Annotated in this window: 19 protein-coding genes and 2 pseudogenes; 12 read left to right on the forward strand and 9 right to left on the reverse strand. The window is 54.4% G+C overall.

Annotated elements, in window-relative coordinates; all coding sequences use genetic code 11:
• Nucleotides 1-128: 128 nt before the first annotated feature.
• From EGJ22_RS06430 to EGJ22_RS06450, 5 genes are all read right to left on the reverse strand, one after another.
• Nucleotides 129-1,421, reverse strand: coding sequence for an MFS transporter (locus EGJ22_RS06430; protein ID WP_104148364.1), 1,293 nt, complete (start codon nucleotides 1,419-1,421; stop codon nucleotides 129-131).
• Between the two features lie 498 nt (nucleotides 1,422-1,919).
• The gene (gene doeA / locus EGJ22_RS06435; RefSeq protein ID WP_023048454.1) at nucleotides 1,920-3,110 is read right to left on the reverse strand and encodes an ectoine hydrolase DoeA; all 1,191 of its coding nucleotides are present in this window, start codon (nucleotides 3,108-3,110) and stop codon (nucleotides 1,920-1,922) included.
• Nucleotides 3,111-3,159: 49 nt separating this feature from the next.
• Nucleotides 3,160-4,152 (reverse strand): ectoine utilization protein EutC, encoded by a 993-nt coding sequence (gene eutC, locus EGJ22_RS06440; RefSeq protein WP_029886622.1) that lies wholly within the window; start codon nucleotides 4,150-4,152, stop codon nucleotides 3,160-3,162.
• Nucleotides 4,153-4,163: 11 nt separating this feature from the next.
• Entirely contained in the window at nucleotides 4,164-5,156 is a 993-nt protein-coding gene (gene eutB, locus EGJ22_RS06445) for a hydroxyectoine utilization dehydratase EutB (RefSeq protein WP_010955138.1), read from the reverse strand.
• Nucleotides 5,157-5,262: 106 nt separating this feature from the next.
• Nucleotides 5,263-6,660, reverse strand: coding sequence for a PLP-dependent aminotransferase family protein (locus EGJ22_RS06450; protein ID WP_029886623.1), 1,398 nt, complete (start codon nucleotides 6,658-6,660; stop codon nucleotides 5,263-5,265).
• 246 nt (nucleotides 6,661-6,906) lie between these two features.
• Here EGJ22_RS06450 and ehuB point away from each other — a divergent pair, with 246 nt between their 5' ends.
• The 4 genes from ehuB (at nucleotide 6,907) to ehuA (ending at nucleotide 10,010) form a co-directional block, all read left to right on the forward strand.
• Entirely contained in the window at nucleotides 6,907-7,761 is an 855-nt protein-coding gene (gene ehuB / locus EGJ22_RS06455) for an ectoine/hydroxyectoine ABC transporter substrate-binding protein EhuB (protein WP_010955136.1), read from the forward strand.
• 70 nt (nucleotides 7,762-7,831) lie between these two features.
• Complete coding sequence (gene ehuC / locus EGJ22_RS06460; RefSeq protein ID WP_023048451.1) at nucleotides 7,832-8,488, forward strand: ectoine/hydroxyectoine ABC transporter permease subunit EhuC; 657 nt, start codon at nucleotides 7,832-7,834, stop codon at nucleotides 8,486-8,488.
• Nucleotides 8,488-9,144, forward strand: a complete 657-nt coding sequence (ehuD, locus tag EGJ22_RS06465; RefSeq protein WP_023048450.1) for an ectoine/hydroxyectoine ABC transporter permease subunit EhuD — start codon at nucleotides 8,488-8,490, stop codon at nucleotides 9,142-9,144. Before ehuC ends, ehuD begins: the two co-directional genes overlap by 1 nt.
• Nucleotides 9,145-9,242: 98 nt before the next feature.
• Nucleotides 9,243-10,010 carry an ectoine/hydroxyectoine ABC transporter ATP-binding protein EhuA gene (gene ehuA / locus EGJ22_RS06470; protein WP_010955133.1) on the forward strand — a complete coding sequence of 256 codons (768 nt, stop codon included), beginning with the start codon at nucleotides 9,243-9,245 and terminating at the stop codon, nucleotides 10,008-10,010.
• Between the two features lie 50 nt (nucleotides 10,011-10,060).
• Here ehuA and EGJ22_RS06475 read toward each other — a convergent pair whose 3' ends face one another.
• Nucleotides 10,061-10,528 (reverse strand): Lrp/AsnC family transcriptional regulator, encoded by a 468-nt coding sequence (locus EGJ22_RS06475; RefSeq protein ID WP_010955132.1) that lies wholly within the window; start codon nucleotides 10,526-10,528, stop codon nucleotides 10,061-10,063.
• A 202-nt stretch (nucleotides 10,529-10,730) separates the two neighbouring features.
• Here EGJ22_RS06475 and doeB point away from each other — a divergent pair, with 202 nt between their 5' ends.
• The 4 genes and pseudogenes from doeB to EGJ22_RS06495 all read left to right on the forward strand — a co-directional run.
• On the forward strand, nucleotides 10,731-11,726 hold the full coding sequence (gene doeB, locus EGJ22_RS06480) for a N(2)-acetyl-L-2,4-diaminobutanoate deacetylase DoeB (RefSeq protein ID WP_010955131.1): 996 nt from the start codon (nucleotides 10,731-10,733) through the stop codon (nucleotides 11,724-11,726).
• Nucleotides 11,727-11,985: 259 nt separating this feature from the next.
• Nucleotides 11,986-13,458 (forward strand): NAD-dependent succinate-semialdehyde dehydrogenase, encoded by a 1,473-nt coding sequence (locus EGJ22_RS06485; protein ID WP_010955130.1) that lies wholly within the window; start codon nucleotides 11,986-11,988, stop codon nucleotides 13,456-13,458.
• 21 nt (nucleotides 13,459-13,479) lie between these two features.
• Nucleotides 13,480-14,871: an aspartate aminotransferase family protein gene (locus EGJ22_RS06490; RefSeq protein WP_010955129.1), complete on the forward strand. Its 1,392-nt coding sequence runs from the start codon at nucleotides 13,480-13,482 to the stop codon at nucleotides 14,869-14,871.
• Nucleotides 14,872-15,097: 226 nt separating this feature from the next.
• Nucleotides 15,098-15,599 (forward strand): annotated as a pseudogene (locus EGJ22_RS06495) (DUF4113 domain-containing protein); the annotation flags it as partial.
• Between the two features lie 52 nt (nucleotides 15,600-15,651).
• Here the strand turns inward: EGJ22_RS06495 and EGJ22_RS06500 are convergent.
• Nucleotides 15,652-16,338 carry a DUF2971 domain-containing protein gene (locus EGJ22_RS06500; protein WP_023048447.1) on the reverse strand — a complete coding sequence of 229 codons (687 nt, stop codon included), beginning with the start codon at nucleotides 16,336-16,338 and terminating at the stop codon, nucleotides 15,652-15,654.
• A gap of 106 nt (nucleotides 16,339-16,444) precedes the next feature.
• A pseudogene (locus tag EGJ22_RS06505) lies at nucleotides 16,445-17,274 on the reverse strand (IS3 family transposase); the annotation flags it as partial.
• Nucleotides 17,275-17,555: 281 nt separating this feature from the next.
• Here EGJ22_RS06505 and EGJ22_RS25950 point away from each other — a divergent pair.
• From EGJ22_RS25950 to EGJ22_RS06520, 3 genes are all read left to right on the forward strand, one after another.
• Complete coding sequence (locus EGJ22_RS25950; RefSeq protein ID WP_023048445.1) at nucleotides 17,556-17,696, forward strand: hypothetical protein; 141 nt, start codon at nucleotides 17,556-17,558, stop codon at nucleotides 17,694-17,696.
• A gap of 312 nt (nucleotides 17,697-18,008) precedes the next feature.
• Entirely contained in the window at nucleotides 18,009-18,227 is a 219-nt protein-coding gene (locus tag EGJ22_RS06510; protein WP_023048444.1) for a hypothetical protein, read from the forward strand.
• 1,094 nt (nucleotides 18,228-19,321) lie between these two features.
• Nucleotides 19,322-19,687: a histone-like nucleoid-structuring protein, MvaT/MvaU family gene (locus EGJ22_RS06520; RefSeq protein ID WP_029886627.1), complete on the forward strand. Its 366-nt coding sequence runs from the start codon at nucleotides 19,322-19,324 to the stop codon at nucleotides 19,685-19,687.
• 116 nt (nucleotides 19,688-19,803) lie between these two features.
• Here EGJ22_RS06520 and EGJ22_RS06525 read toward each other — a convergent pair whose 3' ends face one another.
• Nucleotides 19,804-20,379, reverse strand: coding sequence for a hypothetical protein (locus tag EGJ22_RS06525; protein WP_023048442.1), 576 nt, complete (start codon nucleotides 20,377-20,379; stop codon nucleotides 19,804-19,806).
• 397 nt (nucleotides 20,380-20,776) lie between these two features.
• Between EGJ22_RS06525 and EGJ22_RS26395 the strand changes: the two genes are divergently transcribed.
• The gene (locus EGJ22_RS26395; protein ID WP_223625718.1) at nucleotides 20,777-20,887 is read left to right on the forward strand and encodes a DUF4113 domain-containing protein; all 111 of its coding nucleotides are present in this window, start codon (nucleotides 20,777-20,779) and stop codon (nucleotides 20,885-20,887) included.
• The last annotated feature ends 213 nt before the right edge of the window (nucleotides 20,888-21,100 follow it).

The raw sequence follows: 21,100 nt of genomic DNA on the forward strand, positions 1-21,100 counted from the left end.
AATAAAAAGGAAGGGTGGAGCGCTGCTGCTTATATCGACGTAGCCGGTCGGCTTGCCCGGAGGAATGGAGCTTCGCAACAGCCTGGGTGCTGATTAGCACCCAGGCTCTATACCATCTGCCTATTAGGTTATTTTGCCCCAGGTATTCCATCCCCGCGAATCGAGCAACCTTTAGTCTCGATCACAAAGAACAACGCAATAATCCCAAGTGCTGATGCAACCATGATGTAGTAGGCAGGTGCGTCAGGTGAACCGAGGAATTTAATAAATTGATCGCATACCAGTGGTGTTGTTCCGCCAAAAATAGATGCCGAAATGTTGTAAACGATGGCCAGCGCCGCATACCGGATTTGGGTTGGAAACATTGCCGGGAACATAGCGGAAATGGTGGCAAGCTGAGGGACAAAAAACGCTCCTAGCACTGCAAATCCTATCATTGACCCCGTCAGCCCTGTAGACATGAGCTTGAACATTGGAATCGCTAAAATGAAAAGACCTATAAGCGAGAAGAACCACATTTTTTTGAAGCCGACCACATCTGAGATTCGCCCCGCAAATGGTATGAACATCATCATGGCCAACATTCCAACCAGAGGCGCAAGCAATGACATGTTCTCGCTCGCCCCAACTTCCTTGTGCATGTAGGTCGGCATGTATGCCAGCAGGATATAATAAGTTATGTTCAGTGCTGCTACCAAAACCCCTAGCGACAATGCTGCCTTTTTGTATTTCCCAAAAATTTCAGCAATAGAAGTCTTCGGTCGAACAGGCTCGCTTGCCATCTTCTTTTCGAGCTCTAGAAACACAGGGGTGTCTTCGATCCTGGTGCGCAAATAGACCGCGATGACGCCCAGAGGAGCTGCGATCAGGAATGGAACGCGCCACCCCCACTCGTACATGGCGGCATCTCCAATGACGACCGATACGCTCAAGGTCACCAAAGCGCCGAGTGAAAAACCTGCGAGGGAGCCAAACTCCAGGAAGCTACCGTAAAAACCTCGCCGCTTGTCAGGCGCGTATTCCGCTAGAAAAGTAGCTGCTCCACCGTACTCACCGCCAGTTGAGAAACCTTGGATGAGCCTCAGCGCGATAAGCGCTACAGGTGCTATCCAGCCTACCGATTGATAAGTAGGCAGGATGCCAATAATAAATGTTGCTACAGACATCATTAGGACAGTCATGGCCAGCACACGCTTGCGGCCAATTCGGTCACCTAGCGGCCCCCAAAACATACCGCCAAGTGGTCGAATGAGGAACGAGATAGCGAATGTTGCCAGGCCGAAGTAAAGGGCTTCAGATTGAGAGCCAGGAAACAAGGCGGCTGAGATGAAGGTGAGCCCGTAAGCATAGATTCCGTAATCGAACCATTCCGTCGCGTTGCCTAATGCAGCTGCGACCACGGCTTTGCGAGGCATGCTCATGTTCAAGCTTTTTATTGTGCTCGAAGAAATGGTTGAAGCTGGATGCGTACTAATAGACATAATTTACCACTTTTCTTAGGTAAGACGAACTGGCTAGTCAGGCTTGAATGCACATGGCCAAATGACCAACTGCTGATCTGCGCTTTATCGCGAAGCCGATTTTTGATTTCGATAATAGTTGGCAGTTATGCAAGAAGTCGCTGTAGGGCATGTTGTCACCTTTTTTTGTTATCTGTCTTTTAGCGCTTGAGCAGGAGGTCTACGCCACCAGCCCAGTCTGGGGTATTACTTCTATTCAGCGTCGTCCTTGATAAGTTTCAGGCGTTAGGCACAGGTTGACTCGCTCCCTGGGGAACAATCAACTTTCAACCTCTTCAAGGCTGCGTGCTTATTTTGTAAAACAAAGGAGTGGCTGGAGTGATGGTGCTTTAAGGCACCATCACATTGTCGCTGAAGATAGCCGTGGCACTATAACTCCAGCGACTTGCAAACTTTTCGTCAGTCCTTGACGAAAAGCTTGCGAGGAGTCGAGCAGAACGTCTCGACCCCAGTATCAGTGATCAGGATGCTCTCGGTAATCTCGAGCCCCCAATCATCCATCCATAGGCCAGGCATGAAGTGGAAGGTCATACCAGGTTTGAGCACGCTGTTGTCGCTCGGGCGCAGGCTCATGGTGCGCTCGCCCCAATCTGGTGGATAGCTGATACCGATTGGGTAACCGCAACGGCTGTCCTTGTGGATATCGAACTTCTCAAGCACGCCGAAGAAGGCACGTGCGATATCACCAGTGGTGTTGCCAGGCTTGGCGGCCTCGAGGCCGGCAGCGATACCTTCGACGACTGCTTTCTCGCCGTCGATGAAATGCTGCGGTGGCTTGCCCAGGTAAACAGTTCGGGACAGCGGGCAGTGATAGCGCTTGTAGCAGCCGGCGATTTCGAAGAAGGTGCCGGCGCCGACCTTGAATGGAGAGTCATCCCAGGTCAGGTGTGGGGCGCTAGCGTCTGCTCCGGTAGGAAGCAGCGGCACGATGGCCGGGTAGTCCCCGCCATAGCCATCGACACCGAGAATGCCACTGGCATAGATGTCAGCAACCAGCTCGTTCTTCCGCATGCCGGGCTCAATGCGTTCCAAGATGCGGTCATGCATCTTTTCGACGATTCGAGCAGCCACACGCATGTAGGAAATTTCTTGCTGGGACTTCACCGCACGCTGCCAGTTTACGAGCGCGTTCGCGTTGACGAACTTGGCCTTGGGCAGATGCTGCTGCAGTGCCAGGTATGCAGCAGCGCTGAAGTAGTAGTTGTCCAGCTCAACGCCGATAGTGAGCGAATCCCAGCCACGCGCCTGGATCACCTCTTTGCAGAGGTAGTCCATTGGGTGCCGTTCAGTCGACTGAACGTAGATATCGGGGTAGCCGACAATGTTGTCTTGCTTCATGAAGACAGTACGTCGAGCGCCGTTAGCGTCTTGGTTGCGGCCATACCAAACAGGCTCACCTTCCATGGCCAGCAGTACGCACTGGTGGACGTAGAACGACCAACCGTCGTAGCCGGTCAGCCAAGCCATGTTCGAAGGGTCAGTAACCAGCAGCAGCTCAATGTTCCTAGCCTGCATTTCTGCACGGACTTTGGCGATACGCTGGGCGTACTCCTCCCGTGTAAACGGAAGGTTCACAACAATTTCAGACATGATCGATCCCTCATGATTGGGGTATGGTTTTATTGTGTTGCCTGGTGATTCAGTTGTTGTAGAGCAAGCCTTTGCCTGTGCTGATTGCTCTGGAAAAAGCCAGGTTCGCAATCGCTGTGTCCTGAACGCCTGTGCCGGTGAGATCGCAAAGAGTTACGTCGGTTGGAGTCAACCTTCCGACGCGATCTCCAAGGATCACCTGACCCAGTTCGGCGTACACACGAAGGTCTTGTGCAACACCAGCGTTGATCGCGTGATGGAGTTCTCCAAGTGTTGCCGTCTGGCTGACTCGATCCGCAACGTAGTGATCGACTGCTGCTACTACCTCAGGAGCAACCTCGTTTTTGTGTTCAGTGTCTGCCCCCATAGCCGTGATATGGAGACCGGGCCGCAAGTGCCTGCGATGTAAAATTGGTTGATTGCTTGGCGTGCAGGTGACTGCAATGTCAGCGCTCGACATTGCTTCATCGACCGACTCTGCGGCAGTGGCTTCCAGGCCGTAGAGGCTCGATAGCTGCAAGGCCAGTTGCTGCGCTTTTGCGGAACTCCTAGCCCATACCCGAACTCGCTTGATATCCCGCACAAGAAGGAGCGCTTTGAGTTGAAGCTCGGCCTGTTCTCCTGCACCAAGAAGGGCAACCTCTTCACTGTCCTGGCGGGCGAGCCAACGTGCAGCCACAGCCCCAGCAGCTGCTGTCCTAACGGCAGTGAGGTATCCGTTGTCGAGTAGGAGCGCCTGGAGAAGTCCAGTGCGTCCAGAGAGCAGCATCATCATGCCGTTCAGACTTGGTAGGCCTAGACCAGGATTGTTGAAGAAGCCTGGACTGACCTTGATAGCGAAATTCTCAAGGTCTGGCAGGTAAGCGGTTTTGACGTCCACCTCGCCATTGTGCTCGGAGATGTCTAACCGGAGGATTGGCGGCATGACCACTTTGCCTCTGGCCAGCGATGCAAATGCGTTTTCCACTACATCGATACTGTCTGTATCGAGCGTTACGCACTCACGGATTTCGCGTTGGTTAAGCAGAAGGACTTCGCTCACATGGCACCTCTTTAAGCACGTGCTGGGCGGCGGTCGCGCACAGCTTCCAGGATGATGCGTTGGTGTTGAGCCATGTCGACATTCCCACCGCTCACGACGATCACGATTGGCCCTTGAGCTTCAACCTGCCTGGTAAGCAGAGCTGCGATACCTACCGCTCCCGCTCCCTCAATGACGAGCCGTTCTTCTAAGTAGGCATGGAGCATCGCATCCGCGATTGAGTCTTCATTGAGCAAAATCACTCGGTCGATGAATCGACGGGTGAGTTCAAATGTGTATTGGTTTCGCAGACCAATTCCGCCACCGAGCGAGTCGGCCAGCGTGGCTACTTCCTCAACATTCACGGGCTTTCCAGCCTCGAGGCTCTGTGCCATTGCTGCGCCAAGCCTCATGCTCACACCATGGGTTTTCACCTGAGGAAGTAGTGCTTTGAGCGCCAAGGACACGCCGGAGAAAAGTCCTCCACCCGAAAGCGGTATGAGTACCTGCGAAACGGAAGGGAGTTGCTCAGCGATCTCCAGACCCAAAGTGGCTTGGCCTGCAATTACGTCCTGGTGATCGAAAGGAGGGATGAAGGTAAGGCCCTCTTCTTGAGCAAGACGGGCAGCTTCGAACTGAGCATCGTCTTGAGAGTTACCAACCACCTGCACGGCGGCGCCCAGCGCACGAATCGCAGCCACCTTGTTGGATGGGACAAGCCTTGAAAGGCACACGGTAGCGCGAACGCCGGCGGCAGCTGCGGCATAGGAAAGGGCACGACCATGATTGCCCGTTGAAGCGGTTACTACTCCCAGAGCACGCTGTTGAGAGGTAAGGCCCGCAATCGCGTTCGTGGCCCCTCTCAGCTTGAAGCTACCAGTCGCCTGGTGGCATTCCAGCTTGAGGTACACGGGCACTTTCATGAAGTCGGAGAGGCTTGGAGAGAGCTCCATTCGCGTTTCGCGCACCAGGTGCTTAATGCGATCCCGGGCGATGAGGGCCTCTCGAACTGTCACTGCCGGCATGGTAGACCACCGAACGATTGTTTTTTTAGAGTCTACGAGCCGCTGATTGTCATAATGAATGTACTAGGGCAATCCGGTGGCGTTTTTTCAGATTTGTGTCAAACGGTCAGAAGTCATGGACTCCTGGGTATTGTTCAAAAGTCATCCGCATGGTTTTCAGGGCCTGGGATAGCTCGCTTTCACTCGTTTCAGCGCCGATGCAAAGCCGGATGCCGCGTGCTGGGGTCACCCCCCGAACGGTGAACGGCTCCGGTGACGTAACCGCAATATGCTGTTGTCGTAGTGTGCGCACCAGGCTGGAAACATCCCAATGTGCTGGCACATTCAGCCAAGCGTTTAACGAATGAGGGCGATGGCAATAGAGGTAGCGCCCCATCTCGTCTGCTACCAGCTTCTGGCGTGTCTCTAGGAGCCTTCGCTGCAATTGGATCAATGTGTCGGCCCTCCCATCCATAATCCACCGTGCGGCAACCTCGGCAAGCATGGGGGCTGCCATCCAGCTCGTCACGCGAAGGATGCTTTCTGTTCGCAGCGCCAGTCGTTTAGGTACTTTGAGGAACCCGATTCGTAGCCCAGTCAGAACTGACTTCGTCATGCTGGTGCAGTAAAACGAGAGCTCGGGGGCATATGAGCTGATTGGAGGGCCTTCGTATTGGTTAAGCAGGGGGCCGTAGACGTCATCCTCAATAATGTGGACACCGAAGCGACGAGCGATGGAGGCTATCTCTTTCCTGCGGCTATTGGGCATCAACGCGCTGGTCGGGTTATTAAGGTTCGGCGTGCATACCAGGGCCGTAACGCGCTCGTTGCTGCAGATGTCCTCAAAGTGCTCGGGATCAATCCCGTCACGATCAGTGTCTAGGCCTTTCAGATTGAAGCCGAGGACTTGAGAGTTCCCAATGACACCGTGATCGGTCATGCCTTCACAGAGCACCAGGTCATCAGGGCCTGCAAGGGAGGCCAGCGCCAGGAATAGCCCGTGGGCCGCCCCATTTGTGATCAACACATCTTCTCGAGCCAGCCCTGGCAAGCCAAGACGCCCAAGCCAATGACAGGCGGCATCACGATGAGCATCGAAGCCCGCTACAGGTCGGCACAGTCGGATCCAGCTTTGATCGACCTCATTAGCAAGCTCGGCGCATGTTTCTCGCCAGTACCTGTCATGCTCTGGGGTGTGAATGATTCGGGCGGTGGATAGATCGACGAGTGCGCGCTCGGGAGCATCGAGAATGTAGCTTGCTACACGGTCACTCATTCGCCGAGAAACGAAACTCCCGCGACCCACTTCGCACCTTACTAGCCCTTGGCGCTCGAGTTCCTTGTAGGCGTTTGTCACGGTTTGGACACTGATCCCCAAGGCATCGGCAACCTGCCGTTGAGGTGGCAGGCGCTGATCATCCGCCAGCTTATGCTGCTCGATGTCCGAGCTGATCGCTTGGACAAGAATCTTGTACTTGGACTCGCCGCCACGGGCGTGCTCAACCGCTTCCCGCCATTTTTCCATCATCGCTATGCTTGCTCCTAAGCCACGGCCTACAGCATGGACGTTACAACATGTTGAGATCAATTGTCCTAGTGCAATGCTCGTCACGGAAAGCCTTTTGTATGCTCATCTCACGCTTCCGAGGAAGGCTTGGGTCTTCTTCAAGCTACCGCTATCAATTCCAAAAATAGCGGCGCTGCAGCGTGATCTTCTATCTGCCCAAAACTCCGCGCCACGCGGGCCAATTACAATAGAGGGAGATTTTTGATGAACTTGGTCACTTCGCTTTCCGCAGTCGCTCAACGCCTGACCCTGGCGTGTGCCATTGCGAGCATCGCCGTATCCGCACACGCAGCTACAACCCTCGACTCTCTCAAAGAGCAGGGCAGTGTTCGGATTGGCTATGCCAACGAAACGCCTTTCGCCTATACCGGAACCGATGGAAAAGTCACGGGCGAGTCGCCTGAAATCGCCACCGCGATTTTCAAGCAGTTGGGGATCAAGGACGTCAATGGTGTACTCACCGAATGGGGATCGCTGATTCCTGGCCTGCGAGCTGGTCGTTTCGATGCTATCGCAGCCGGCATGTACATCACTCCAGCCCGCTGCAAGCAGGTCTTGTTCACCGACCCTCACTACCAGCTCCCTGACGCGCTCCTGGTGCCGAAAGGCAATCCCAAGGAGCTGTTCAGCTACGAAGATGTCGCAAAGAACCCAGAAGTGAAGCTGGCCATTATGGCGGGCACCGTGGAGCTCCAGTACGCCCGTGACTCTGGCGTGAAAGACGAACAAATCCTCCAGGTTCCAGATACCACGGCTCAGCTGCAGGCAGTTCGTGCCAAGCGGGCAGATGCTGCTGTAGGCACACAGCTCACGATGAAAGGGCTCGCGGCCAAAGGCGGTGATTCGGTAGAGGCCATGACCGACTTCAAAGATGACCCTTCCCATATCGGCTACGGTGCCTTGGCCTTCAGACCGGAAGACAAGGAGCTTCGTGACCAGGTCAATGCCCAGCTCAAGAAATGGCTCGGTAGTGAAGAACACCTGAAAACAGTGGCGCCATTCGGATTCGACAAGAGCAACCTCACTACGAAAACAGCTGCGGAGCTCTGCGGGCAGTAACACTGCATCCAAATCGGCGCGTCAAACCCACTGCCGCGCCTTTGGCTGATTTAACGTGAGGTAGAGTCAAATGGCAGATTTACTACCACTTATGCTCCAGGGCGCATGGGTTACCCTGCAGATCACCTTCTTCGGATCTCTCCTGGCCATCGTTGCAGCGACCCTGGCGGCACTCGGCAAAATGTCGACATGGAGACCGCTCCGCTGGTTTTGCGTCGTCTACATTGAGATCTTTCGGGGTACGTCGCTGCTCGTTCAATTGTTCTGGCTCTTCTTCGTCCTTCCGCTTCCTCCATTCAATCTCGAGCTGAGCCCCTACACCGTCGCAATCGTTGGCCTTGGGCTACATATTGGCGCTTATGGTGCAGAGATAATGCGCGGCGCGATTAATTCGGTAGCTAAAGGTCAATATGAAGCTTGCACAGCACTTAACTTTGGCCCATTCACACGCTTTCGTCGCATCATTTTGCCGCAAGCCCTGCTCGCAGCGATGGGGCCTGGAACTAATCTGCTGATCGAGCTGTTGAAAAACACATCCCTTGTTTCCCTTATAACGCTTGCAGATTTGAGCTTCAGGGCGCGCCAACTCGATCAGGCTACATTCGAGACTCTCAAGGTCTTCGCCCTAGCGCTGCTCATGTACTTCGTAATGGCCCAAGCGATTAACTTGGCAATGCGGCGTTTAGAGCGACATCTGGCCCGTGGTCGTGTCCAAGGGAGCCTGTGATGAATTTCTTCGACTGGAACTATGCAATACAGCTCTTGCCCGAATTGTTCCGGGCAGCTCTTAACACAATCGGCGTCACGTTGCTGGGCTTTGCAATCGCTATCGTTCTTGGACTGTTCCTCGCCATTGGCAGACGCAGCGCAAGAATATGGATCTCTTGGCCAATAGGTGGGGTGATCGAATTTATCCGCAGTACACCTTTACTGATCCAAGTTTATTTTCTTTATTACGTTCTGCCTAACTACGGCGTTAGCCTGACAGCAATGCAAGTAGGCGTGCTAGGCATTGGTCTACACTACGCCTGCTATCTGGCAGAGGTATATCGAAGCGGCCTTGATGCGGTTCCGCGAGGCCAATGGGAAGCAGTGACAGCACTCAACATGAGTCCTTCGCTTGCCTATCGAAACATCATTTTACCCCAAGCTCTCCGTCCGATTTTGCCACCGGTTGGCAACTACCTGGTTGCGATGCTGAAAGATACACCTGTGCTTTCAGCTATCACTGTCGTTGAGATCATGCAGCAAGCAAAGAACATCGGCTCTGAGACGTTCCGATATCTTGAGCCCATCACCATGGTAGGCGTGTTCTTCCTTGTTCTGAGTATTGTTCTGGCTTATTTGGTACGCCGCGTTGAAGCGCGCTTGGAGCAAAAATAATGACCACCTCTCCAGTTTCCAACATTCAGATAGCTCCAAGCGAAATTTTGACAGGTGTCAGTTCAGGCGCCATTTCGTCCCCGGCCATCGGCAAGCCCATGGTTAGCTTCCGCAGCGTAACTAAGCGATATGGCAACTTCACTGTTTTGGACGGCCTGGAACTGGATGTTTCGGCAGGCGAAAAAGTCGCCATCATTGGCCCCAGCGGATCAGGTAAATCGACGTTGCTCCGAGTGCTGATGACCCTTGAGGGAATCGATGAGGGGAGCATTCTGGTCGAAGGCGAGTCGCTGACTCACATGCAAGGAAGGAATGGAAAGCTGGTTCCAGCCGACGCGAAGCACGTGCGTGCTGTCCGGGGCAAAATAGGAATGGTATTCCAAGGGTTCAACCTCTTTCCCCACCGTACTGCGCTGCAAAATGTCACTGAGGCCCCCGTCCATGTCCTGGGTGTAAAACCAGCCGAAGCCAGGGATCGCGCCGTGCAGTTGCTGGAAATGGTTGGACTGGGTGCCAAGCTCGATCATTACCCTTCGCAACTGTCTGGTGGCCAGCAGCAGCGGGTCGCGATAGCACGGGCCCTAGCCATGAGACCAAAGGTCATGCTTTTCGACGAGGTCACCTCGGCGCTCGACCCGGAACTCTGCGGTGAAGTCCTTAACGTCATCCGTCGACTTGGAAGCGAGCATAAGCTGACCATGCTTATGGTTACTCACCAAATGGGCTTTGCTCGGGAGTTTGCGGATCGCGTTTGCTTCTTCTACAAGGGTCGAATTCATGAACAAGGTGCTCCAGGCCAACTGTTCGAGACCCCCCAGGAAGAGCGTACCCGCAGTTTTCTGAGCGCCGTTAGAGAGGCAAATTAAGGATTTCTGCTAGCTCTTCAGGAGTAGCCCTCCTGATGAGCCAAGAGGTGCTAAGCATCATCAATTGGAAGTGTGAATCCGGCCTTTACCCGATCCATCACGACCATTGTTTTGAAACTCTTGATGTCATTGTTTTCGTAGAAGAACCTTCGGGTGAAGTTCTCGTAGTCCTCCATATCCTTTGAGGTTACGAGGAGTACAAAGTCAGCATCACCCGTGACATAGGATCCGCTCATGACCTCAGGAGTATTTTTAATGGCCTGCTTGAACTTATCGATAATGTCTGAGCGCTCTCGTTCCAAAGTGACCAGCACCAGCATGGTGACATGCCTTCCAACCGCTTTAGGGTTGATGATGGAGATGTCGCTCTCGATGACCCCTTCACTGCGCAGGCGCTTAAGCCTGCGCTGGCAGGCCGTGGAAGATAAACCGACCAAATCACCAAGCTCTTCAGAGGTGAGCCTATTGTTGACTTGCAAGGCACTTAAAATTCGTAAGTCAATCCTATCAAGCTCCATGAGTTTCTCACCCCTACTAATACTTGATGAAAATGTGTCAGTTGCGTTAGCTGAGTGTACATCAGATACGTCAGCCAACAAAGCTAAATGCCAATGCTAGTAGTGCACCACCCCTACGCACTGGTTACACCTGTTGGGTCGAGTCATAGCCGCTGCGCTGAGCCTTAGCCTACTTGAACGACAAACAAATAAGGAATATGCAATGAAACCTAGTCCCATCAAGCCAACTATCGATTTCGACCAACAAGGGGTGTCGCACGGGTTCTTGAAGCTGCCTTACTCACGTGATGACTCTGCGTGGGGTGCGATCATGATTCCTATCACCGTCATGAAAAACGGGATCGGCCCGACTGTGCTCCTCACTGGCGGCAATCATGGAGACGAGTATGAAGGCCCGATTGCACTCACCAAGCTGGCCAATCAACTGGACATCGAAACAGTCAGAGGGCGAATCATTATTTTGCCCTTCATGAACTATCCTGCTTTTAAAAACGCCTCCAGAACCTCTCCGATTGATCGCGGGAATCTGAATCGTACCTTCCCAGGTAAGGCTGACGGGACAGTTACGGAAAAAATTGCTGATTATATCCAGCGACACTTGTTGCCATTGGCGGATTACGTCCTTGATATCCACTCTGGCGGCAAGACTCTGGACTTCATTCCATTTGCCGCTGTTCATATTCTGCCGGACAAGCTGCAACAGCAGAAAGGCGAACGGGCAATGGATGCTTTCGCGGCTCCCTACAGCATGAAAATGCTGGAAATCGATAGCGTGGGCATGTTTGATACGGCTGTCGAAGAAGCCGGTAAAATCTTTGTGACTACCGAGCTTGGTGGTGGGGGTACAGCCAGCTCCACCACTATTAAAATTGCAGAGCGCGGGGTACGAAATTTCCTGGTTCATGCAGGGGCGGTCATGGGTGATCTTGATATTGCACAGGACAGCATCTTCTTGGATATGCCTGACGACAATTGCTTCATTGCAAGCGAGCATGCCGGGCTCATTGAATACTGCTTCAATCTGGGCGATCAGGTCTCCAAAGGCGATGTGATTGCTCGAGTGTACGACGTCACAAGAACAGGTGTGGCACCTACCGAATACAAGGCCCAACGTGACGGCCTTCTTGCCTGCCGTCACTTCCCGGGGCTTGTGCAGTGCGGTGACACAATCGCAGTTCTGGCTGAGAAAATCTCTTAAACATCTGCCCCTTCAACAAGGCTGCCAAGTGCAGCCTTTTTTGTTTTTCTACACCTAATTGGTTTTGTTCCAATCATTTCTTATGCACCTACAGACCTGAAATCGCATCTCTGATAAATGACGCAGGAAAGCTGCGCAACTGTGAAAACATCACAGTATTACTGCGCACACGGGCTGGATTACTCATATTTCCAGCGTCAAGCCAGACATAGAATGATCCTCATCGAACATCAGCTTTATCTCTTCGAGGCATATAAAAATGAAAGATCTTGCGCCCTCCGCCCTCAATAAGCTTCGTCGAAATGACCTGCTTGAAACTCGGGCTTACATTGATGGGCGCTGGGTTACTGGCGAGGGCTCGCTCGACGTCACTGATCCAGCTAATGACCAGGTGATCGCGCAGGTAGCCCATTGCGACGAGTCCTGGGTAGATCTGGCCGTCGAAGCCGCTTCGCGTGCCTTCGATGGTTGGCGGAACACCTTGCCGACACAGCGTGGTGCAGTCCTTCGTAAATGGGCAGCACTGATGCGTGAGAACCAAGAAGATTTGGCGGTCATCATGACCTGCGAGCAAGGTAAGCCGCTCAGCGAATCACGCGGAGAGATCAATTACGGCGCGAACTTTGTCGAGTGGTTTGCGGCAGAAGGTGAGCGTTGCTACGGCGAGACAATTCCAAGTCATCTCCCGAACAGCCAGTTGGTCACTAAGCTGCAGCCGATTGGTGTAACCGTGGCCATCACGCCCTGGAACTTCCCCAGCGCCATGATCACCCGCAAGGCTGCTGCTGCACTGGCGGCTGGATGCCCGATGATCGTCAAGCCGGCGCCTGAAACTCCGCTGTCTGCCCTGGCTCTCGCCCGGTTGGCTGAAGAAGCTGGTATTCCTGGTGGTGTGTTCCAGGTGCTGACCGGGGATGCACCGAAGATGTCGGCTCGTCTCTTGGCCGCCTCCGCAGTCCGTGCGTTCAGTTTCACCGGTTCCACAGAGGTTGGTCGGATTCTGCTGCGTCAGTCTGCGGATACGGTCAAGAAAGTATCCCTTGAACTGGGTGGCCATGCTCCGTTCATTGTCTTCGATGATGCCTCGATTGCTGAGGCTGTCGAAGGCTGCATTGGCGCCAAGTTCGCAACCTCAGGTCAAGATTGCCTGGGCGCGAATCGCATCTATGTGCATCGCAACATCTACGGTCAATTCGTAGAGGAATTCACCAAGGCCACCGAGAAGTTACGCGTTGGCCATGGCCTTGAAGAGGGCGTCGATATCGGCCCAATGACTAGGGTAACGGTTGCCAACAAGTGCCGAGAGCAGATTTCGAATGCTCTCTCGCTGGGTGCAAAACTCACCTGCGGCGGTATCGACAATCACTTGGGTAGCAGCTTCGTCCTTCCGACTGTTCTGGCTGACGTCACGGACAAAATGGACATCGCTTTCGAAGAGACCTTCGGCCCCGTGGCGGCAATCCTGCCCTTCGATTCCGAAGATGAAGTAGTGACCAGGGCCAACAACACCGAGTTCGGCCTCGCTGCCTACGTGTACACCAACGACCTTCGTCGTGCCTGCCGAGTATCTGACCGACTCGAGTACGGCATGGTCGCACTCAACACTCCGAAGTTCACCGGCGCACCAATCCCGTTTGGCGGCTGGAAGCAATCGGGCTTGGGCCGTGAAGGCTCGAAGCACGGTTTGGCTGAGTACATGGAACTGAAATACGTCTGCATCGGCGGTCTGTAAAAATCACAAGAGGATTGAAAAATGGATAAGCAAAAGCAAGATTTGATCTCCCAACAAGATCGCGGTGCAGTGCTCCACCCGTTCACCCAGCTGAAAGACTTTGCCTCTGGCAAGGCAGGTGATCCAACAATCATCGAAACCGCGAAAGGGATCACTATCACTGACGCGACTGGGCGTGAGTACATCGATGGCTTCGCTGGCCTGTACTGCATGAACGTCGGCTATGGCCGTACCGAAGTCGCCGAGGCGATCTCCAAGCAAGCCCACAAGCTGGCGTACTACCACACCTATGCTGCGCACACCACGGAAGAGCTCGCTCGCCTGTCTGACCGCCTGGTGAAGATGGCTCCGGGCAAAATGAGCAAGGTCTTCTACGGCATGTCCGGTTCGGATGCCAACGAGACCCAAGCCAAACTGGTCTGGTACTACAACAACCTGCGCGGTAAGCCGAACAAGAAGAAGATCATTGCTCGTGAGCGCGGCTACCACGGTTGCTCCGTAGTTTCTGGTTCCATGACCGGCATGTCGTTCTACCATGACCACATGGATCTGCCGATTGCAGGCATCCTGCGTACTGGTGCTCCTCACTACTACTGGGGCGCCGAGCCAGGTGAGACTGAGCTGGAATTCTCTGCCCGCCGTGCACGTGAACTCGAAGAGCTCATCCTGCGTGAAGGCCCAGACACCATCGGCGCATTCATTGCTGAGCCTGTGCTCGGAACCGGTGGTATTACCCCTCCGCCAGAAGGCTACTGGGCTGCTGTTCAGCCTGTATTGAAAAAGTACGACATCCTGCTGATCGCTGACGAAGTGATCACCGGCTTTGGCCGTACTGGTGCCATGTTCGGCTGCGACAAGTACGGTATCGAGCCTGATCTGATCACCGTAGCTAAAGGCCTGACTTCTGCCTACGCACCGCTGTCGGCTTCGATTGTTGGTGAGAAGGTGTACAAGGTGATGGAGGAAGGCGCTGATCGCGTTGGTGCCTTCTCCCACGGCTACACCTACTCGGGCCACCCTATCGGTGTCGCGGCAGCAAACGCTGTGCTCGACATCGTCGAGGGTGAGAACATTCCAGCGCACGTCGACAAGGTTGGCCAGTATTTCCAAAAGTCGATGCAGGAGACCTTCTCCTCGCTGCCAATCGTCGGCGAAGTGCGTGGTGTGGGCATGATGGCCGCCATTGAGTTCGTAGCGGATCCGGCCACCAAGAAGCGTTTCGACCCAGCCCTCAAGGTTGGTGCACGGATCTCGAAAGCAGCCCGTGATCGCAACTTGATCGCTCGTGCTATGCCTCACGGTGAAATCCTGGGCTTTGCTCCTCCTCTTGTCACGACCGAACAGGAAGTGGATCGCATCATCAGCATCGCACACGAAGCTGTGCTGAGCGTCCTTGATGAGCTGAAGGTCTGAGCCATCAACGTTGGCAATGATGCCAGCTGAATTACCCCCTTCGTTTTAAGCCCGCCTTTAGGCGGGCTTTTTTTGTAGTGCTATCACAATCAAAGCCAAGACGCTGTCATCAGTTCACAAGGACGTACTTTCGGGTCAGATACTGTCCAAGGCCCGGAAAGTAAAAGCCCGCGCCGGAGACCGGTGCGGGCTTATTCATCTCATCGTGGACTCAAACGAGAGCGCTAGGATGACCGAGCTGGCTCCGATCAAAGAAGCAGTGGCTACCTATACGTCCAGGGCTGCCGAGAAGCTTCGTGCCCAGCAGTCACTCTGCAAGCGGCTACGGGTGAGTATCCGCACGGGCCAGTTCAACCCAAATGAGGCCAAGTATGCCAACGGAATCCTCGTCGACCTGCCATACGCTACGGACGACACGCGTTTGCTGACAAAGGCTGCATAGGAGGGGGTAGAGCTGGTTTACCGGGAGGGCTTCCGCTACAGCAAGGAGAGGTATTGCTGCTCGACCTGAGTCAGCGGAACGAGATCACCGGTGACCTTTTTGCAGTTGCCCAGCCGGTAGCGAGTACAAAACTCATGGGCGTGCTTGATGCGTTGAGTGCTAGGTGGGGTAGGGGACAATGCGGTTGGCGAGCGTACATGTCGATCCCAGCTGGATGCGCCGGGAGATGATGAGCCAGAGCTTTACCACGCGAGTTGATGAGCTCTGGACGGTGTACTGCAAATAGAGCGGGGTATGAGCAAGGCCAAAGCTTCCAGCTCCCCTAGCCCTGAACGACCTTATCGGTTGTCTTCAGTTACGTACGGACGGAAACCGAGTCCAAAGAAGCTATCAAGGAGGAACGCTTCCCGGAATTCGATTCCGGGTGTAAGGCGAAGAATCTCGTAGACATCTCGCTTATCGGCCTCAGGCATACGCGCGCCGAAGATGATGGCGGAGACGGGGGCTGGAGCTTGATAAAGCTTCCCGCCAACATCCATGATTGCTCGCCATTCCTTCTCGTAGCTCCATTGCTTGGCCTTGGTGAACAGGCAGGCCTCCAGAAAAGCCTCCGTGGCGCCGGCATGCAGGTTCTTCACGGACAGTGACGGGTATACATCGGTGTACTTCACCGGTCTGGCCATGGTCGTCAGCGGGGAGGTCTCATCGATTTTGTACTCGATGCAGAAGCCCTTGTGGTTCTCGGCGTAGTGAGACCACATCAGAATTTCATCGGGTGCCTCGCTGAGGCAGAACACACCAATGTTCTGCATGAGCGAGCCGAGTCCGTCGCGAAGCCGCTCATAGGCAAGCTCGTCCTCCTCGCTCGGCACCTTAAGTGAGTCCTCCACCTCAGCATTTTGTGTGGCTTTTTCGACCGCGTGGGCTACGGACTCTGCCAGCTTGCTGCGGTCGAGGTTGATGGCGCAGTCAAACGGATCATTGAAGGAGACCGGGGTGGACAGCCAGACTTTGTTGTCGGCCAAGGACTGCAGTGAATCGCCCCTGGTTTCCTAGACACTCTCCAAGCTCAGGAAATAGCGTTTCTCATACTCTACTGGAGACAGCTGCATAGCACTGCTGTGTCGACGTTTTGGGTTTGCGTCGCCAAACGGCCATCAGCATCGCGTCGATAGCAAGGTCGCTGCACATCCTTGGCTTCATTGACCAACCAATTACTTGGCGTGAGAAGAGATCCAGCACTACCGCCAGATAAAGCCATCCTTCATAGGTGCGGATGTAAGTGATATCGGTCACCCAGACCTTGTTCGGCTCGCTGACCTTGAACTGCCGGGCAAGGTGGTTGGGCGAGGCCACGGTTGGTTTTCCGCCATAAAACCCAGGACGACGGCGATAACCCGTTTGCGAACGCAACCCCTCTGCTTGCATCAAACGACCGACTCGATTTCGCCCGCATGTCTCTCCCAGCTCACGCAGGTCACCATGAATTTTGCGATAGCCGTACACACCTCCGCTTTCGAGCCAAGCATGTTTGATCAAACCAAGCAGACGATGATCTTCTTTTGCTCGGGCAGATTGAGGCTCCGCCAACCAAGCGTAGTAGCCGCTGGGATGCACCTTGAGGGTTTGGCAAAGACGCCGCACCGGGTAATCCGTCGAGTGCTTCTTGATGAAGGCGTACTTCAGCCGCACTCCTTGGCAAAGTACGCGGCGGCCTTCTTTAAGATGTCTCGCTCTTCCGTCACGCGCTTGAGTTCAGCGCGCAGCTTGCGCAGTTCAGCCTGCTGATCATTGTCTTGCTGACGCTGCTCTTGGGGCTTGCTGTAGACCTTGATCCAGGCGTAAAGGCTGTGCACGGACATGCCCAGGCGCTGGGCGACCTCAGCGACAGGCTTGCCTTTCTCGGTCACTTGCTTGACCGCTTCGATCTTGAATTCTTCAGGGTAACGCTGACGACTCATGGCACCTCCTATTTGGGCCTCATTATGAGGCTTGGAGGTGTCTACGAAACCAGGGGCGATTCAAGCCTGATTTCCACGCCGCGCTCAGCACGGCGTGCTGTGGATGACCGTCATCAGAAGGACAAGTCTGGCCGCAACGGTCGCAAACTACGCTGACCGCAACGGCTGCGAGGGTCGACTCTTTGATCATCATTGGCTCTCCCCTAAGTCTGAGGCTTGTTGCACTGCTCGGGTGCGTCCATGAACAGGTGGGGTTTCCCGTACCTAGTGATGATGAATGAGTGCCCTTTGACTACGAGCGCGGCGATGCCAGCAAGCTGAAAAACACCTTCTTCGTCAGGGAGGAACTCATCGGCAAGCTCACCACCTTTCCGGGTAGAAAAGAGGTGCTGATCTCATGGCTATTTCTCTCCTGGGGGTAACAAGAAATGAAGACCATGACGCTGGAGTGGTCAAGGAAGCGAGAGGAAAATTCTAAGAAATATCAATTTAAATCAGTATGTTAAGAGCATGCCCTTAAAATGGGAGTGCCCAATTTTAAGGGCGATTTCTTAGAGAGCAATCGCCCAGGTCGAACTCCTGAAGCTGATATGCTGACATGGATGCGAGGCAAGCAGAGCGCGCAGGCGCGAGGATGAAAGCCCGAAGGGCCGAGACGCCGAAAGGTGGCTCGGTTCACGCCAGCCGGCCCGCGAGGGCGCGCCCGGGCAAGACAAATTCTGATGGAGGCACTTATGAGTCGAGACGCGAAGGACACCGTGTACTGCAGCATACAAATGCCCATGGCCCAAGGCCGAGAGCTCTTGGAACTAATTGCAAAGCTCCGCGCTTCCGCTGCTCACCCATCTCTCGAGTCGGTCTTGAAGGAAGCCGAGGGCGAGCTGGAGATGTCCATCGAATTCGTCGAGCGGATGCTTGCCGATGAAGGCGGGCTCGGTCGCAAGCCTCACTAAGAAATGAAGCCATGGCCAGTGATGATTCGCTCCACTTCCTTGAAAACCGCCGTCGGAGAGCATTATGGATATTGGCTCACCTAGACCCTGGTGATCCAAGAGCACTATGCGTTTTGAGGGTGTTGGATGAGATAGATCAGCAGGAGCGACCTTCACTCGGGTCACTGCGAATTCTCAGCGTTGAAGAGATCTCCAATCAGGTGACTGCTGAGCCCCATCCGATTGGGACATCCATCGTGCGGGACGACGCTATACCGGAGCCGTGGCGTGAGCGCTTCTTGTGTGCAAGCTACGGTTCAACCCGTGTAGCTGAGGGCGGCTATCTGCACGACTGGCTGAAGTTCCTTTCAAAGTGGCAACAGGAAATGACCCACCTTGAGCGTCACAGAGCGGCTCGGGATCGAAAGGGCTAGCGCACTTTGCGTAGATTTACGCACTTCATGAGCAAGCGGAGCGCGCAGCCAGGATGGCGGAGGTGTGAGGATGGAAGCCCACCGGGCCGAGCCCTGTTGGGCTCGATTTACGACAGCCGTCCCCGGTAGGGGCACGCTCAATTATCGTTGCTGGTCATTGATCAGCATCCTTCGCGAACACCCTTTCCCAATCTCGCCTCACAAGGTCAGCACAAGCACGTGGAGCTCCACCAAAACACCGGTTAGATACCCGATGCATTTCTGCCTCGGTTTGAAACCTGATGGGTGCGCCTTGCTCATTAACAAGAACTCCGTTGGCGCCGATAATAAGGGCATGGCCGGCTACGATGTCGTGGGCGGAAACAGGGTATAGCGAAACACCGCACACCCCATTCCCAGCTGCTACCCGAGCTAACCTGTACGCGATTGACGGCATGGGATACCCCCCCCGGCGAGCAGAGCTCTCGATTAATGCTGGACTTACGGAATGCTGCAGTGCTTACCATCACAAGGCTGCCTTCAGCGAGATCTTTACGGGAGAGATCGACTCGAATCGGTGGGCGGCATTCGTTGCCATGGATGAGCTTCTCGGCGGGCAAGCGCTATGTGGAGGCAAACAAAATAGCCATTGATAGTTTAGTATGTCAGTCTGTTTCCTACTAATCGCATCAAGGATTACCTATGTCTCGCCTAGCTGAGTTCCGTCAACTCGAGCAACAACTCGCCGCCCAACTAGCTGAGCTCGAAGCGCTCAAGGGCAGCTCTGAGCTGCAGAAAGAAATCGAGTTTGAGACCAAACTGCGTGACCTGCTCGCCGAATACGGCTTCAATCTGCGTCACGTCATCAACGTGCTGGATCCGCAGGCGAGCCGACGTGCTGCTCCGGCCATTACTGAAAAGGCTCCGCGCCGCGCCCGCCAAGTAAAGCAGTACAAGAACCCGCATAACGGGGAGATCATTGAAACCAAAGGCGGCAATCATAAGCTGCTGAAAGAATGGAAAGCCGAGTACGGTAGCGACACTGTCGAGACCTGGTCGTCTCGCTAATTCCTTGATAACCGACTTCAGTGCAATGCTCATAGTTGCAGAGGTTGGATTGAAGCTGGATACGTAAAGGCCCCGGTGACCTAAGCCTTCCGGGGCCCTATCTACAGCCGAGCTACTCAGTGGTTTTGGAGGTACTCTGCGAGGGAATCCATGTCCTCCTCTTCTTCCTCGTCATAGACAGACTCACCGTTATGTTCCGGGCATTCCCCACGGTGATTAATGTCGGCTGCGCGGTAGATGTAGTCTTCCCCACAGAACCTGCAGAATGCGTAGTCTTCTTCATACCTGGACGCGCAGTCCTGGCAGACCCAACCATCAGGTTCCCGTTCCTCGTAACCAAGGGGGGTGATGTCAATCGATTTTTCGTTGCAGCACTCGCATGCCGGCGCCAAGCCCGCATAGATGACTCGGCCAACACGTTCGAGGTCGAGACGCTGCAGTGGATTTGGCTTCATGCGGGGGACGCATTCGACAAGCTTCTGGATACCCGTTTCGTTGTAGTTGAGCAGGTCAACGTCGGTCGAGTCGAAGAACGAATCGCTTTTGAGGGCGATCTTGCTGTTGTAGCCGAGGTAATGAGAAACCGCAGCATGGGCATGGGCTGGCCGAATGTCTTCTCCACGAGCACGGTAATACTCACGTAAAAACTCGACTGCAGCGTCAATTACATCAGGGTTTTTTTTGTCAGACATGGCGTAGCTTCCTAAGTCAGGCAGCCGACAGATTGCTCGATGGAGCATGACGAGTATTTAAGCGTGCTGTCAGCCTGAATAGGGAAGTGCCATATTAGGTGGCGTAGCTGCACAACGTGTAAAAATACCGTTTTAGCTTACTCGCAAGCAGGTGAGGTACAGACTTAGTTTAGACCTAGGCACTTCGTCTGGTCAAGCTACAGCGCTGCGTCTCGCGTCGACGGGTATCGGCCAGGCACGAACCTGCTGGCAATGCTTCGAGCCAGTAAGGCGCGAGTGTTGTTGCTCGACCTGAACCATCCGAACGAAATAACGGGTGACCTGTTCGTAGCCTCGCCGCGAGCAAAAAGCTCATGGGCGTAATTGATGCGGTGAATGGATGATGGGTAGGGTGACGATGCGTCTGGCGAGCGTCCCGGTCGACTCGTCATGGGATATGCGCCGGGAAATGATGAGCCAAAGCCTCACTACACGGGTAGATGAGCTATGGATGATGTTCTGTAATTGATCACGCGATTGCTCGATTGATGCAGCGCGAAGCGAACACAGAAAAAAGCGGCTAATGAACTCCAGAGCCGCTGTACTGCTGAGCAGTAAACTGGGCAAGCCCAGCAAGAGAGGGGGTGGAATTGCCGCCCCACCCCTAGGGATGCTCCGATCAACTTGTCGTGCAGCCGCGGCAAGTTGCAATTTTCCAGGCACCTACAGCGTCATTGGACGA

Source organism: Pseudomonas sp. p99-361, from assembly GCF_003935475.1.
Taxonomy (GTDB): domain Bacteria; phylum Pseudomonadota; class Gammaproteobacteria; order Pseudomonadales; family Pseudomonadaceae; genus Aquipseudomonas; species Aquipseudomonas juntendi.